This is a genomic window from Cellulomonas sp. P5_C6, assembly GCF_054049635.1.
In genome coordinates this window covers 1-14,322 of sequence record NZ_JBFULZ010000102.1, presented here as the reverse complement: position 1 = coordinate 14,322, position 14,322 = coordinate 1, and the positions used below count along the sequence as shown (strand labels likewise).

Genomic DNA, 14,322 nt, shown 5'->3' with positions numbered 1-14,322 from the left:
GCTCCGGGACCCGCGGATCACGTCCGTGCTGGTCGGCGCCCGTACCGTCGACCAGCTGGACGAGAACCTCGCCGCCGTCGAGCTCGCGCCGCTGACCCCGGAGGAGATCGCCGCGATCGAGCCGCACGCCRTCGACGCCGGGATCAACATGTGGGGCGTGCGCTCGAGCGACCGGTAGGTCAGCCCCCGACGGGCAGGTGCTTCTCCCACCACCGCAGCACGTGCTCGAACCGCACCTGCCGGTGCGTCGGGCTCCCCGACCGCGTGAGCTCGTGCCCCTCGCCCGGGAACAGCAGCAGCTCGGCCTCGACGCCGCGGCGCTTCAGCTCGACGAACCACCGCTGGCCCTGCTCGACCGGGCAGCGCCAGTCCTGCTCCGAGTGGATGACCAGCGTGGGCGTGCGGACGGACCCGACGTGCGCCATCGGGGACTGCGCCGCCACCGCCGCGGCACCGTGCTCGTCCGCGGCGTCGCCGAGGTACGCGGTGCCGAAGAACCAGCCGATGTCGCTGGACCCGACGAAGCTCACCGGGTCGAGGAAGCCGCGCTCGACGATCGCGGCGGCGAACCGGTCGGTGCGCGTGGTCAGCCAGGCGGTGAGGTAGCCGCCGTAGGAGCCGCCCATGACGCCGACCCGCTCGCCGTCCAGCGCCGGGTCCTCCAGCGCGGCACCGAGCAGCGCCAGGACGTCCTCGGTGTCGACCGTGCCGAAACCGCCCTGGATGGCCAGGCCGTGGGACCGCCCGTACCCGGACGACCCCCGCGGGTTGCCGTAGACGACCGCGTACCCCGCCTCGGCGAGCACCTGTACCTCGTCGAACAGCCCGTGCGTGTACTGCGCGAACGGGCCGCCGTGGATCATGAGGATCGTCGGGTGCGGCCCGGCGCCGAACCGGTCGGAGTCGGGCGTCACGAGCCATCCGTGCACCTCGTAGCCGTCCGGCGCGGTCGCCAGCAGCTCCGCAGGCACCCGCGCCCTACCGGTGGCCTGCAGCGGGCCCGAGAGCTCCGTGCGCACGTCGACGGCTCCCGTGCCGAGGTCGACGGCCAGCACCTCGCCCGAGGACGTCGGCGACGCGGCGACCACCACGGCGCGCGCGGCACCCGCCGCCACCGCCGCGCCGGTCACGACGGACGTGCCACCGACGAGCGTGGTCTGCGTCCCGTCGGGCGCGACGCGGACCAGGTGCTGGGCGCCACGGCGCTCCACCCCGACGACCGGCTCGCCGTCGACCTCGACCAGGACGCCCGTGAGCTGGTCGGACTCGAGGTCGGTGAGGCGCTCGGGCACACCGGCCCCGCCCGTGGAACCGTCGAGCGGGAGGCGGAACAGCCCCACCTGCGACGCCACGAAGTCACGTCCCGACGTGCCGAGGTCGCCGGCGAGCAGCCAGAGCGTGCTCCCGTCGCGGGACGGCAGGACGGCCTCGACGCCGAGCGTGCTGCCCGCGTCGGCATCCGTGAGAGGCACCGGCGGCACCGGGTCGCCGTCGGGCGACGCCTCGATGAGCACCGCGTCGCTGCGCAGGTCGGACTCGCGCGACGCGTGCCGCGCGGAGACACCGACCAGCGCCGTGCCGTCGGGCAGCCACCGGGGGCCGGACACCGCGACCTCCCCGGCGGTCAGCGCCACCGGCTCCGGCAGCGTCGCCGGACGCTCGCCGTCCACCGGCACGTCGACGACGAACACGTGCTGCGGCCGGTCCCGGACGAACCCGATGCCGTCGGCCCGGTACTTCAGCTCGGTGATGTGCCGCGGACCCTCCGACCCGGGCTTGCCGTCGGGCTCGTATCGACCCGGCTCCGGGACCCGGGCCACGTAGGCGATCCGTGTGCCGTCGGGCGAGAACCGGGGCTCCGCGGCACCCAGCGGGGCGTCCGTCAGCTGCACGGGCTCGCCCCCGGCGGACTCGACGACGAACACCTGGGGCTTGCCGTCGCGCTCCGACCGCAGGAACGTCACCCAGCGCCCGTCGGGCGAGACGTCCGGTGCGGTGTCGCGGAAGCCGCGGGTCAGCGCGCGGGGTGCCTGGTCGCCGACGAGGTCGACCGACCACAGGTGGCCGGTGTACTCGTCGGTGGCGAGGTCGGGCCGGACGACCGACACGATCGCGCGGCTGCCGTCCGGCAGGACAGCAGGGGCGCCGGGGACATGGAGGAGCTCGAGGTCAGCAGGAAGCACCGGACGAACCTACGTGCTGCCACCGACAGAAATCGAACCGACGGATCGCACGGACCCCGTCGCCGTCAGCTGGTCCGTGCGTCCTGGGAGTCCACGGGGTCCACGGATCCGTCGGCGAGCTCCCCGTCGTCGGCACCCTCGCGCTCGGCACGCAGGACCGTGATCGCGGCCTCGAAGTCCTCCAGCGAGTCGAACGCCTGGTAGACGCTGGCGAACCGCAGGTAGGCCACCTCGTCGAGCTCGCGCAGCGGTCCCAGGATCGCCGTCCCGATCTCGTAGGCGTCGATCTCGGCCGAGCCGGCGCTGCGCAGCGTCTCCTCGACCTTCTGCGCGAGCAGCGCGAGGTCGTCCTCGCTGACGGGACGGCCCTGGCACGCCTTGCGCACGCCGCCGGCGATCTTCTCGCGGCTGAACGGCTCGGTGGCGCCGGAGCGCTTGACGACGGAGAGGCTCGCGGTCTCGACGGTGGTGAAGCGGCGGTTGCAGTGCGGGCACTGGCGTCGCCGCCGGATGGTCGACCCGTCGTCCGAGGTCCGCGAGTCGATGACCCGCGAGTCCGGGTGACGGCAGAACGGACAGTGCACCGTGATCCCCTTCGAGCTGGCGCGCCGGGGTCGGACGTCGACCGGCGGCGGTGGCGTCGTGGACGCCCCCGTGACGCTAGGCCACGCTCTGCGGCGGTGCAAGGTCGTCGGCGGCGACACGCACCGCGGTCCTCGCGCGCACGGCCGGCGGAGGCGCGCACCTCCCGCTCGGTCGGGAACGCACGAGGGCGGCCACCCGTGGATGACCGCCCTCGCGGGGACGCCCCCGTCCCTGGTCACGGGCCGACTCGCCTCGGCGCCGCGCCGTACAGCGGGTCCGTGCCGGAGCTCGCGCCCCGTCGTCCCGCACCTCGCGCAAGCCCCCCCGCTCGCCTGGTGAGGCCGGCACGGCGGGCGCCCCCAGGCGCGACTGCTCAACCGGCAGGAACCACGATCACCTGGCCGGCCATCAGACCGGCGTCCGGAAGCTCGTTGAGGCGCACGAGGTCGAACACGACGTCGCGCACGTCGTCCGACGGGCCCGCCACGCTCTCGGCGATCTGCCAGAGCGTCTCCCCCGGCGCGACCGTGTGCCGGACGACCTCCTGCGCGCCGACCGGTCCGTCGGCGGCCGCCCGGCCCCCGATGAGCGTCACGACCGCGACAAGCAGCACGGCGAGGACCCACAGGACGGCCCGGCCGCGTGCGGTCAGCCGGAGGTGCGCCGCGGACCGGCCGGCATCGGCAGTGCGGGCGCTCGGGGCGCTCGCCGTGCTGCGGGTGCTGCGGGTGCTCGACGTCGCGATCCTCGGCATCGCGGGTCCCATCACCATCGCGCTCATCGCGTCTCTCGTTCCTGCTCGGCCCGGGGGTCCCGGGGTACCGCTGATCGTCGAACGCTTGTTCGTCGAACGTCTGTACGATGTCTACCAGCATCCACCGACACTGTCGAGACACGATCGAACAGATGTTTGATCTTCCGTCCCAACATCCCTAGGCTGGCGATGCAGCACAAGCGCACCACGAGCCACTGACACGACCGCCGGGGGCCCCCGTCGCCGCAGGTCAGGGCACGCGGGACGCCGGCTGGAGCAGGCGGAGAAGGCCGCGAGGCGGCCGCCGGACGGAGGAGGAGCGCAGTGACGGACTCACGGGACACGTCCCAGCCCGAGAAGGACCTGGCGACGATCCACGCGCTGCCCGACGGCGCGCCGGGCCCGGACGGCCTCACGGCCCGCCAGCGGCTCGTGCTCGACACCATCCGGACGTCGGTGGAGTCCCGCGGCTACCCGCCGAGCATGCGTGAGATCGGGGAGGCCGTCGGCCTGACCAGCCCGTCCAGCGTGAAGCACCAGCTCACGGCTCTCGAGCGCAAGGGGTACCTGCGCCGCGACCCCAACCGCCCCCGGGCCATCGAGGTCGTGCACGCGGACGACTCGCGGGGCGTCGGCACATGGACCGCGCCGGACGGCAGCCGGTCCAGCTTCCCCGACACGGGCGACGGCGAGCGCATGCCGGCACCGTCCTACGTCCCGGTCGTCGGCCGGATCGCGGCGGGCGGGCCCATCCTCGCGGAGCAGGTCGTCGAGGACGTGTTCCCGCTGCCCCGCCAGCTGGTCGGGGACGGCGACCTGTTCCTGCTCAAGGTCAGCGGCGACTCGATGATCGACGCGGCGATCTGCGACGGCGACTGGGTCGTGGTCCGCCGTCAGCCGGTGGCGGAGAACGGCGAGATCGTCGCGGCGATGATCGACGGCGWGGCCACGGTCAAGACCCTCAAGCGCATCGACGGCCACGTCTGGCTGATGCCGCACAACCCGGCGTACTCGCCGATCCCGGGCGACGAGTCCACGGTGCTCGGCCGCGTCGTCAGCGTGCTGCGCAGCCTCTGACGTCCCGCCGGCGCTGGACCTCGGTCCGGCGCCGGCGGCTCAGAACCCGAACCGCCGCGCCACCGCGCGCACCGCGTCGGCGGAGGTCCGCAGCCCTGCGAGCTCCTCGTCCGACAGCGGCACCGGCAGCTGCTTGCCCACGCCGTGCGCACCGATGATCGTCGGCACGGACAGGCAGACGTCGCTGATCCCGTAGTAGTCGTCGAGCAGCGACGACACCGGCAGCACTCGCCCCTCGTCCTTGAGCACGGCCTCGATGATCCGCGAGCCGGCCAGGGCGACCGCGTAGTTGGTCGCGCCCTTGCCCTCGATGATCCGGTACGCCGAGCCGACCACCTCGTTGGCGATCTCCTCCCGGACCTCGGGGGTGAACGCGAGGCTCCCGTCCGGCCCCGACCACTCGAGCAGCGGGACCGACCCGATGGTCGCCGAGCCCCACAGGGGCCGCTCCGTGTCGCCGTGCTCCCCCGCGATGTACGCGTGCACGTTCTGCACGGCCACGCCGGTGTACTGCGAGATGAGGTAGCGCAGTCGGGACGAGTCCAGGACCGTGCCCGAGCCGAACAGCTGCGTGCTCGGCAGGCCGGAGATCTGCAGGGCGGCGTAGGTGACGACGTCGACCGGGTTGGTCACCATCACGTACACGGCGTCCGGCGCGACCTCCACCAGCGACGGGAGCACGGCGCGGACCAGGCCGATGGTCGCCTCGGCCAGCTCGAGCCGCGACTGCCCGGGCTTCTGCTTGGCGCCCGCCGTGAACATCACGATGTCGGCGTCGGCGCACACGGCGATGTCGTCGGACCCGACCACCTCGGCCATCGGCATGAACTGGATGCCGTGCCCGAGGTCGAGCGCCTCCGCCTGGACCTTCGCCGCGTTGATGTCGTAGAGGGCGACCGAGCGGGCGGCGCCACGCATGAGCGCCGCGTACGCCATCGTCGACCCGACGGCACCTGCCCCCACGATCGCGAGCTTCGAGGTCCGACGGGGCGTGCGGAACGGGGTCAGGCCCACGTCCTCCATGTCCAGGCTCTCGGTCATCCCTCGAGGTTATCCGGAGGTCGCGAGCCGACGCAGGGCCGAGACGGCCACGGCACGTTCGGTGGTCCGCCAGAACGCCGGCAGCGACCGGGTGAGGAAGCTGCCGTAGCCGGCGGTCGCGAGCCGCGGGTCGAGGACGGCGACGACCCCGCGGTCCTCGCTGGTCCGGATCAGCCGGCCGGCACCCTGGGCCAGCAGCAGCGCGGCGTGGGTCGCCGACACCGCGAGGAAGCCGTTGCCGCCCGCCGCCTCGATCGCGTCGGACCGGGCCGAGCTCACGGGGTCGTCGGGCCGCGGGAACGGGATGCGGTCGATGATGACCAGCCGGCACGTCGCACCGGGCACGTCGACGCCCTGCCACAGCGACAGGGTGCCGAACAGGCAGGTGGGCTCGTCGGCGATGAACTGCGACACGAGCGTGGGCAGCTGGTCGTCGCCCTGCACGAGGACCGGGACGTCGAGGCGCTCGCGCATGGCGGCCGCGGCGGCGTTCGCGGCGCGTCGCGAGGAGAACAGGCCGAGCGTCCGGCCGCCGGCCGCCGTCACCAGCTCGGCGATCTCGTCCAGCTGAGCCTCCGTGGCCGGCTCGCGGCCGGGCTTCGGCAGGTGCCGCGCCAGGTAGAGGATCCCCTGCTTCGGGTAGTCGAACGGGCTGCCGACGTCGAGCCCGTGCCACGGCGCGCCCTTCGGCGGCGCGGCCTGCCCGCCATCGAGGGACGTGGGGCCGACGGGCTCGGCGTCGGGACGCACCTCGAGGCCGACCGCGCGCGCGATCGGGTCGAACGAGCCACCCAGCTCCAGCGTCGCGGACGTGAGCACGCCGGACCGGCCGGCCAGCAGGTGCGTGCGGATGAGCCCGTTGACGGCCAGGGGCGCCGCGAACAACCGGGTCTGCACGCCGCCGCGGCGGTCCTCGCTGCGGGAGCACCACAGGACCGTGTGCCGGTTGTCGTCGGGGTCGGCGGCCATCCGGTCGGCGACCTCGTGGAGGGCGAGCATGGTCGCCTGCGCCATCTTGCGGCCGCCCTCGGGGGGCGCGTTGGGCCCTGTCTCCGGCTTGAGCACGCTGAGCAGGGTGCGGGAGGCGTCGCGCACGCCGGCCACGGCATCGCGGGCCGCGGGTGGCAGCCCGTCCCGGAACCGAGCCTCGGGCAACCCCACGAGCACGGTGGCCAGTGCCTGGCTCGCGGAGTCGAGGTCCGTCGTCGGGACGCCGCCGTGCCGACGGGCCAGCCGCGCCGCGTGCTCGATGGTGCCCACCGACAGCTCGGAGGTCGCCTGGGCCGTCACGCGGTCGGTGAGCTCGTGCGCCTCGTCCACGACCAGGACCTGGTGCTCGGGCAGCACGCCGGGCGACCCCGACGCGGCGATGCCGAGCATCGCGTGGTTGGTGACGACGACGTCCGCCTCGCGCGACGCCGCCTTGGCCTTCTCGGGGAAGCACTCCGCGAGCATCGGGCACTTGCTCCCCAGGCACTCGAGCGAGGTCACGGACACCTGTCGCCACGCCCGGTCGGTCACGCCCGGCACCAGGTCGTCGCGGTCGCCGGTACCGGTCTCCTCCGCCCACTCGCGCAGCCGCAGCACCTGCTCGCCCAGGCTCTCCGACGGGCCGGTCGCCCCCGTGCGCGCCGGCGCCGGGTGCTCCGCCGCGCCCGCGTGCTCGCCGAGGTCGAACAGGGTGCCCGCGTCGTCCTCGGGGTAGCCGCCGGCGACCTTGTGCACGCAGAGGTAGTTGTGCCAGCCCTTGAGCAGCGCGATCGACGGCGTGCGGGGCAGGTGAGGCTCGAGGGCCTTGGCGACGAGCGGCAGGTCGCGCGTGATGATCTGCCGCTGCAGCGCGAGGGTGGCCGTGGAGACGACGACGTGCTCGTTCTCGAGGACCGCGTGCCGCAACGCGGGAACCAGGTACCCGAGCGACTTGCCGGTGCCCGTCCCCGCCTGCACGAGCAGGTGCTCGCCCTTGTCGATGGTCTCCGCGACGGCCACGGCCATCTGGTGCTGACCGTCGCGACGGACACCGCCGAGGGCCTCGACCGCGACGTCGAGCAGGTTCTCGACGGAGGGGTCGGCGTCGGGCACCGCGTCAGCCTAGTGGTGGCCGGCGACGCTCACGGACGGGGCAGGGCGGCCGACTCGAGCTCGGCGGCGAGACCGGCGTCGACGCGCGCCCGGATCGCCGTGCCGTCGGCCGTGTGCTCCTCGATCTGGATGTCGCCGTGCTCGTGCACGCGGCTGATCAGGTCGCCGCGGTGGTACGGGACGACGAGGTCGACCGCGACGCCGGGCCGCGGGAGCTGGTCGGCCACCAGGGCCTGCAGCTGGTCGATGCCCTCGCCGGTGTGCGCGGAGACGACGATCGAGTGCACCTCGCGCGAGCGCAGCCGGGCGATCGCCTCGGGGGTGGCCAGGTCCGCCTTGTTGAGCACGATGATCTCGGGCACGTCCATGGCGCCGGGGATGTCGGCGAAGACGTGCCGGACGGCCGCGATCTGCCCCTCGGGGTCCGGGTGGGACGCGTCGACGACGTGCAGGATCAGGTCCGCGTCGGCGACCTCCTCCAGCGTGGAGCGGAACGCCTCGACCAGCTGGTGCGGCAGCGCCCGGACGAAACCGACCGTGTCCGCGAGCGTGTAGATGCGTCCGTCGACCGTCTCGGCCCGGCGGACCGTGGGGTCCAGCGTGGCGAACAGCGCGTTCTCGACGAGCACGCCGGCGTGCGTGAGCCGGTTGAGCAGCGAGGACTTGCCCGCGTTGGTGTAGCCGGCGATGGCGACCGACGGGATCGCGTGCTTCTTGCGCGACGCGCGCTTGGTCACGCGGCCCGGCTCCATCGCGGCGATCTCGCGGCGCAGCTTGGCCATCCGGTTGCGGATGCGCCGGCGGTCGAGCTCGATCTTGGTCTCACCGGGACCGCGCGAGCCCATGCCCGCCGCGGCGCCGCCCACCTGGCCACCGGCCTGCCGGGACATCGAGTCGCCCCAGCCGCGCAGGCGTGGCAGCAGGTACTCGAGCTGCGCGAGCTCGACCTGGGCCTTGCCCTCCCGCGACTTGGCGTGCTGGGCGAAGATGTCGAGGATCAGCGCGGTCCGGTCGATGACCTTGACGCGGACGATGTCCTCCAGTGCGCGCCGCTGCGACGGCGCCAGGTCGCCGTCGACGACGACCGTGTCCGCGCCGACGCTCGCGACGAGCGCCGCCAGCTCGGACGCCTTGCCCGAGCCCAGGTACGTGCCCGGGTCCGGCTTCTGGCGCCGCTGGAGCAGCCCGTCGAGCACCTCGGAGCCGGCCGTCTCGGCCAGCTGCGCGAGCTCGCGCAAGGAGATCTCCGCGTCCGTGACCGTGCCGGAGCCCCAGACCCCCACCAGGACGACCTTCTCCAGCCGCAGCTGGCGGTACTCGACCTCGGTGACGTCCTGGAGCTCGGTGGACAGACCGGCCACGCGGCGCAGCGACGTGCGCTCCTCGAGCTCGAGCTGGTCGCCGTCGTACGACGAGTGCACCGTCCCGCCGGCGTGCAGCGAGCTCCCCGCCCTGGCGAGCACCCGGGCCACGACGTCGTCGGCCACGTCCTGCGCGGAGCGCTCGAGCGGGGCTTCGTCGGTCTCGCGGGTGGTGTGCTGCGGGTCGGTCAAGGGGTTCCTCTTCTCGTGCGGTGCCTCCAGGGTCGCACGACGGGTCGGACGCCGACGAGGCATTTCGCTGCGGGCCGAGCGCGCGGTCGTGGGTATCGTCGGCGCCGTGAGCGAGCACGACCACTACTTCACGGCGCAGCCGGCCTCCCCCGACGAGCGACGGCTCCTGCGCGTCCGCCTGGCCGGCCGGGACGTCGAGGTGGAGACCGCCGGCGGCATCTTCTCGCCCGACCACGTCGACCTGGGCACCCGGGTGCTGCTGGAGCACGTCCCGGCTCCCCCGGCGGAGGGCGACCTGCTCGACCTCGGCTGCGGCTGGGGCCCGATCGCGCTGACGCTCGCCCTGGAGTCGCCCGGCGCCCGGGTCTGGGCGGTCGACGTCAACGAGCGCGCACTGGACCTCACGCGGCGCAACGCCGAGCGGTTGGGGGCGACGAACGTGCGCGCCGTGACCCCCGACGGCGTCCCCGACGACGTCGCGTTCGCGGCGATCTGGTCCAACCCGCCCATCCGCGTCGGCAAGGAGGCCCTGCACGCGATGCTCACGCTCTGGCTCGGGCGGCGCGCACCGGGCGGCGAGGCCCAGCTGGTCGTCGGCAAGAACCTCGGCGCCGACTCGCTGCAGCGCTGGATCGCGGCCGAGCTGGGCGTGGTCGTCGACCGGACCGCGAGCGCGAAGGGGTTCCGCGTGCTCGCCGTGCGCGACCGATGACCTGGCGGGAGCTGCGCACCACCACGTGGAGCATGTGCGCCCTGCTCTTCATGGTCGCGTTCGAGTCGATGGCGGTCACGACCGTGATGCCGACCGTCTCGCGCGCGCTCGACGGTGCAGCCCTGTACGCCTTCGCGTTCGCCGGCCCGCTGGCCACGGGCGTCGTCGGCATGGTCGTGGCGGGCCCGTGGAGCGACCGGAGCGGCCCGCGCGCGCCGCTGTTCGCGGCGGTCGGTCTCTTCACGGCGGGGCTCGCGATCACGGGCCTCGCGCCGACGATGGAGGTCCTCGTCGTCGGGCGGCTGGTCCAGGGCCTGGGCGGCGGGGCGATGACCGTCGCGCTGTACGTCGTGGTCGCCCGGCTGTACCCGGCGGCGCTGCACCCCCGGATCTTCGCGTGGTTCGCCGCCGCCTGGCTGGTCCCCTCGCTGGTGGGGCCGTCCGGTGCGGGCGCCGTCGCGCAGCACCTCGGCTGGCGGTGGGTGTTCCTCGGCGTCGTCGTGCTGGTCGTGCCGGCGACGCTCGCCCTGGTCGCGCCCCTGCGCGCGATCGGTCCGCCCGAGACGCCGGGCGAGCCCGCCCCGCGCGGCCGGCTCGCCTGGGCGACCCTCGCGGCCGCGGCGGTGCTCGGCCTCAACCTGGCCTCGCACCTGCCGGAACCCTGGTCGGTCGTGCTCGCGGTCGGCACGTGCGCCGTCGCCCTGGTCGCCCTGCGCGCGGTGGTGCCCACCGGGACCCTGCGCGCCGCCCGAGGCCTGCCCAGCGTGATCGCCGTGCGCGGCCTGGTCGCGGGGGCGTTCTTCGGCGCCGAGGTCTACCTGCCGTACCTGCTCACGGAGCAGTACGCGTTCTCGCCGACGACCGCGGGGATCTCGTTGACGGTCGCGGGCGTGGCGTGGGTGGCGACCGCCTGGCTCCAGGGACGGCTCGGCGACCGGCTGCCGAGCCGCGACGCCATCGTCATCGGCACCGTGCTCGTGGTGCTGGCCGTGGCCGGGTCGCTGGTCACCGCCGCGTGGCACCTCCCGCCGGCCGTCGMCATCGCGTCGTGGGCGCTCGCCGGCGCAGGCATGGGACTCGGGTACGCCCGCCTGACGGTGCTCGTGCTGGCGTACTCGGCGCCGGGCACCCAGGGGGTGAACAGCTCGGCGCTCTCGATCGCCGACTCCATCGGCGGCGCGATCGCCCTCGCGCTGACCGGGCTGGCGTTCGCGACGGCCGACGGCTTCCCGTTCACGGCGGCCCTCGCGGTCGCCGCGGTCTTCGCCGTGGGGGCGGCGCTGGTGGCGCCGCGGGTGGGCAGCGGGCGGCGTCAGACGCCGGACGGCACCGACGCCGCGGCATCGAGCGCGCTGCGCACCTGAGCGAGCGTCGGCACGCCGGACGCCCGCCGGACCACGACTCCGTGCGCATCGAGCACCAGCACCGTGGGCGTCACGTCGATGTCGAGCCGCTCGCCCAGCTCGAGGTGGTCGGCGACGTCGAGGTCGACGTAGACCACCCCGTCCGTGGTGGCGACGGCCCGCTCGACGACGTAGCGGGTGGACCGGCACGGCGCGCAGAACGTGCTGGAGAACTGCACGACCGTCGCGCGCTCGCCCAGYGCGGAGCCCAGGTCGGTTGCGGTCAGCCGGGTGGTCATCGGCCGGCCGTCAGCGCGGACAGGTCGACGTCCGCGGACGCGACGAGGACGGCCGGCCCGGCGAGCTCGACGTGACCGTCCGGCAGCACGCTGACCCGCACCGTCCCGCCGGGCACGTCGACGAGCCACACGTCGGGCGCCCCGACCCCTGCCCACGTGCGGACCGCGAGCGCCGCGGCGCACGCGCCGGTGCCGCAGGACCGGGTCTCCCCCACGCCCCGCTCGTGCACGCGCATGCGCACCCGGCCGAGCAGCGAGCCGTCGGGCTCGTGCCGCTCGCCGAGGGGGACCACCAGCTCGACGTTGGTGCCGTTCGGCGGGACCGGGGTGACCTGCGGGGCCTTGGTCAGGTCCGCCGCGGTCAGCTCCCCCTCGTCCATCAGGGCGAGCACGACGTGCGGGTTGCCGACGTCCACGCTCAGCCCTGCCCGGGCGACCTGCAGCCCGGCGACCTCCACCTCGGCGTCCGCGCCGGCCCGTGCGGCGTCGGGGCCGCCCGGCAGGTGCCAGAGGCCCATGTCGACCGCGTACCAGACGTCGTCGCCGATGCCCGTCGGCACCGGGACGCGCCGGACCCGCCGGACCCCGGCGCGCGTGCCGAGCGCCAGCTCGCCGTCGGCGGCGTCCCAGAGCCCGAGCCGCTCGAGGTAGGCCGCGAACACCCGGACGCCGTTCCCGCACATCTCCGCGACCGAGCCGTCGCCGTTGCGGTAGTCCATGAACCACCGGGCGGCCGGCTCCTCGGCCAGCGCGGCGACCCCCTCGGGCACGAGCTCGCTCGCGACGACGCGGATCACGCCGTCGCCGCCGACGCCCGCCCGGCGGTCCGCCAGCTCACGGACCAGCTGGGCGGACAGGTCGACGCTCGCCGCGCGGTCGTCGAGCAGCACGAAGTCGTTCTGCGTCCCGTGACCCTTCGTCACGTGCAGAGTCGGGGTGGCCACGACGGTCATGAGCCCAGGCTACGTCGTGGCGCGGGGTCGTCCGTGGCCGGCCCGAGCTCCCCGGCGTCGGCGGCGGCCACCAGGTCGAGCGCGCGCGCGACGACGTCCGGGTCGCGCGCGTCGAGCCAGTGCACCCGCGGGTCCCGGCCGAACCAGCCCATCTGCTTGCGCGCGAGCCGTCGGGTGCCCGCGGCGGTCGCGGCCTGGGCCTCGTCGGCCGTGAGGTCGCCGTCGAGCATCGCGAGCACCTCGGCGTAGCCCACCGCGCGCGACGCCGTGCGACCCAGACCGTGCGCGCGCAGGCGCTCGACCTCCTCGACCAGGCCGCGCGCCCACATCCGGTCCACCCGATCCGTGATGCGCTCGTCGAGGACCGCGCGGTCGCAGTCGAGGCCGATCTGCACGGCCGGCACCTCGTAGACGTGCTGCGGCAGGCTGGCCGAGTACGGGCGGCCGGTGATCGCGATGACCTCCAGCGCACGCACGATCCGGCGCGCGTTGCGGGGTCCGATGCCGTCGGCCGCGACCGGGTCCACCCGGACGAGCTCGGCGTGCAGGGCCCGCGCCCCCTCCGCCTCGACCCGCGCCTCGAGCTGCGCGCGGATCTCGGCGTCGGTGCCGGGGAACTCCATGTGGTCGAGCAGCGCGCGGACGTAGAGCCCCGAGCCGCCCACGGCGACCGGCCTCCTGCCCCGCGACCCGATGTCGTCCAGCGCCGCTCGCGCCCGGGCCTGGTAGTCGGCGACCGAGGCGTCCTCGTGCACGTCGAGCACGTCSAGSAGGTGGTGCGGGACGCCCTGCCGCTCGGCGASCGTGAGCTTGGCGGTRCCGACGTCCATGCCCCGGTAGAGCTGCATSGCGTCSGCGTTSACGACCTCGCCGYCCAGSGCGTGCGCGAGGCCGAGCCCGAGGTCGGACTTGCCGGTCGCCGTCGGGCCGACGAGGGCGACGACGAGCGGCACGGAGCTCACTCGAACGTCGGCCGAGCCGGGTCGTCGTACGCGATCGGCGGGGCGTCCTGCGGCTGGAGGGGCTGCGTCGCCGCGGCCGCGGGGTACATCTCGTCGAGCTTGGCGAAGAACCGCAGCGCGGTGGCGATGCCGCCCGTGATGTGGAGATCCAGCTGCGCGTCGCTGACGCCGTGCTCGTAGTCGACCGTGTGCTCGGTGTAGACGGCGACCTGCTCGGACTCGATGCGGACGTAGAGCTTGGGCCAGACCATCGTCTCCGACCACGCGTTGACGCCCAGCAGCACGTTGCCGAACTCGGTGGCGGGCACCTGGCGCGCCCAGCGGCCGCGGACCTGGAAGTACTCCTTGGCGCGGCCCATCGTGATGAACCAGAACGGGTGCCCGTCCCACCGGCCGACCAGGTCCCCGTCGGAGTCCCGACCGTAGACGGAGCCGCGTGCGTCGAGCCGCGCGGCGACGCGGTCGATCGTCAGCGGCGGAAGGGTGGGCACGGGCGCGTCGGCAGACATCGGGACCTCGGGTGTCAGGGGATGGACAGCGAGACCTTACCCGGCGACCCACACGAGCACGGAGTGCTGCGCCCCCAGCTCGGTGCCGGCCGCCAGCACCGTGGCGTCGACGGGCCGGTCGCCGGCCGCGCCCAGCAGCACCTGCCACGGCGCCCAGCCGCGGACGGCGAGCTCGTCGGCCAGCGTCGGGTCGTCCTGCGCGAGGCGCGCCCGCGCCGCGGTGCCGGCGTCGGTCAGGTCCGCCAGCACGCGGGCGTCGTGGCCGACGG

15 protein-coding genes are annotated in these 14,322 nt (G+C 74.5%); 4 read left to right on the top strand and 11 right to left on the bottom strand.

Going from position 1 to position 14,322, the window contains the following annotated elements:
* The first annotated feature begins 16 nt into the window (after positions 1 to 16).
* Positions 17 to 178, top strand: a complete 162-nt coding sequence (locus ACXJKG_RS12705) for a hypothetical protein (RefSeq protein ID WP_456846123.1) — start codon at positions 17 to 19, stop codon at positions 176 to 178.
* 1 nt (position 179) lies between these two features.
* Here the strand turns inward: ACXJKG_RS12705 and ACXJKG_RS12700 are convergent, their stop codons facing one another.
* The 3 genes from ACXJKG_RS12700 to ACXJKG_RS12690 all read right to left on the bottom strand — a co-directional run bounded on the left by ACXJKG_RS12700 (position 180) and on the right by ACXJKG_RS12690 (position 3,549).
* Positions 180 to 2,183 carry a S9 family peptidase gene (locus ACXJKG_RS12700; protein WP_456846121.1) on the bottom strand — a complete coding sequence of 668 codons (2,004 nt, stop codon included), beginning with the start codon at positions 2,181 to 2,183 and terminating at the stop codon, positions 180 to 182.
* Between the two features lie 65 nt (positions 2,184 to 2,248).
* Positions 2,249 to 2,767, bottom strand: a complete 519-nt coding sequence (gene nrdR / locus ACXJKG_RS12695) for a transcriptional regulator NrdR (protein ID WP_456846120.1) — start codon at positions 2,765 to 2,767, stop codon at positions 2,249 to 2,251.
* A 374-nt stretch (positions 2,768 to 3,141) separates the two neighbouring features.
* Positions 3,142 to 3,549, bottom strand: coding sequence for a LysM peptidoglycan-binding domain-containing protein (locus ACXJKG_RS12690; protein WP_456846119.1), 408 nt, complete (start codon positions 3,547 to 3,549; stop codon positions 3,142 to 3,144).
* A 297-nt stretch (positions 3,550 to 3,846) separates the two neighbouring features.
* On the opposite strand from ACXJKG_RS12690, the gene lexA reads away from it, so the two are divergent.
* Positions 3,847 to 4,599, top strand: coding sequence for a transcriptional repressor LexA (lexA, locus tag ACXJKG_RS12685; protein WP_456846118.1), 753 nt, complete (start codon positions 3,847 to 3,849; stop codon positions 4,597 to 4,599).
* Between the two features lie 39 nt (positions 4,600 to 4,638).
* Here lexA and ACXJKG_RS12680 read toward each other — a convergent pair whose 3' ends face one another.
* The 3 genes from ACXJKG_RS12680 to hflX are packed head-to-tail and all read right to left on the bottom strand — an operon-like array spanning position 4,639 to position 9,275.
* The gene (locus tag ACXJKG_RS12680; RefSeq protein WP_456846117.1) at positions 4,639 to 5,640 is read right to left on the bottom strand and encodes an L-lactate dehydrogenase; all 1,002 of its coding nucleotides are present in this window, start codon (positions 5,638 to 5,640) and stop codon (positions 4,639 to 4,641) included.
* Positions 5,641 to 5,649: 9 nt separating this feature from the next.
* A complete protein-coding gene (locus tag ACXJKG_RS12675; protein WP_456846116.1) occupies positions 5,650 to 7,722 on the bottom strand; it encodes an ATP-dependent DNA helicase in 2,073 nt (690 codons plus the stop codon).
* A 29-nt stretch (positions 7,723 to 7,751) separates the two neighbouring features.
* Complete coding sequence (gene hflX / locus ACXJKG_RS12670; protein WP_456846115.1) at positions 7,752 to 9,275, bottom strand: GTPase HflX; 1,524 nt, start codon at positions 9,273 to 9,275, stop codon at positions 7,752 to 7,754.
* Positions 9,276 to 9,381: 106 nt separating this feature from the next.
* Between hflX and ACXJKG_RS12665 the strand changes: the two genes are divergently transcribed.
* Both ACXJKG_RS12665 and ACXJKG_RS12660 read left to right on the top strand, forming a co-directional pair.
* Positions 9,382 to 9,987 carry a class I SAM-dependent methyltransferase gene (locus tag ACXJKG_RS12665; RefSeq protein WP_456846114.1) on the top strand — a complete coding sequence of 202 codons (606 nt, stop codon included), beginning with the start codon at positions 9,382 to 9,384 and terminating at the stop codon, positions 9,985 to 9,987.
* Positions 9,984 to 11,351 carry an MFS transporter gene (locus tag ACXJKG_RS12660; protein WP_456846113.1) on the top strand — a complete coding sequence of 456 codons (1,368 nt, stop codon included), beginning with the start codon at positions 9,984 to 9,986 and terminating at the stop codon, positions 11,349 to 11,351. The genes ACXJKG_RS12665 and ACXJKG_RS12660 overlap by 4 nt, the downstream gene beginning before the upstream one ends.
* Here ACXJKG_RS12660 and ACXJKG_RS12655 read toward each other — a convergent pair.
* The 5 genes from ACXJKG_RS12655 to ACXJKG_RS12635 all read right to left on the bottom strand — a co-directional run.
* The gene (locus ACXJKG_RS12655) at positions 11,300 to 11,629 is read right to left on the bottom strand and encodes a thioredoxin family protein (RefSeq protein WP_456846112.1); all 330 of its coding nucleotides are present in this window, start codon (positions 11,627 to 11,629) and stop codon (positions 11,300 to 11,302) included. The two genes, ACXJKG_RS12660 and ACXJKG_RS12655, sit on opposite strands and share 52 nt — an antisense overlap.
* Positions 11,626 to 12,582: a diaminopimelate epimerase gene (gene dapF / locus ACXJKG_RS12650; RefSeq protein ID WP_456846111.1), complete on the bottom strand. Its 957-nt coding sequence runs from the start codon at positions 12,580 to 12,582 to the stop codon at positions 11,626 to 11,628. The genes ACXJKG_RS12655 and dapF overlap by 4 nt, the downstream gene beginning before the upstream one ends.
* Entirely contained in the window at positions 12,579 to 13,535 is a 957-nt protein-coding gene (gene miaA / locus ACXJKG_RS12645) for a tRNA (adenosine(37)-N6)-dimethylallyltransferase MiaA (RefSeq protein WP_456846122.1), read from the bottom strand. Before miaA ends, dapF begins: the two co-directional genes overlap by 4 nt.
* Positions 13,536 to 13,540: 5 nt before the next feature.
* A complete protein-coding gene (locus ACXJKG_RS12640; RefSeq protein ID WP_456846110.1) occupies positions 13,541 to 14,053 on the bottom strand; it encodes a YbjN domain-containing protein in 513 nt (170 codons plus the stop codon).
* 36 nt (positions 14,054 to 14,089) lie between these two features.
* On the bottom strand, positions 14,090 to 14,322 hold a 233-nt coding region (locus ACXJKG_RS12635), incomplete at its 5' end, for a hypothetical protein (RefSeq protein ID WP_456846109.1).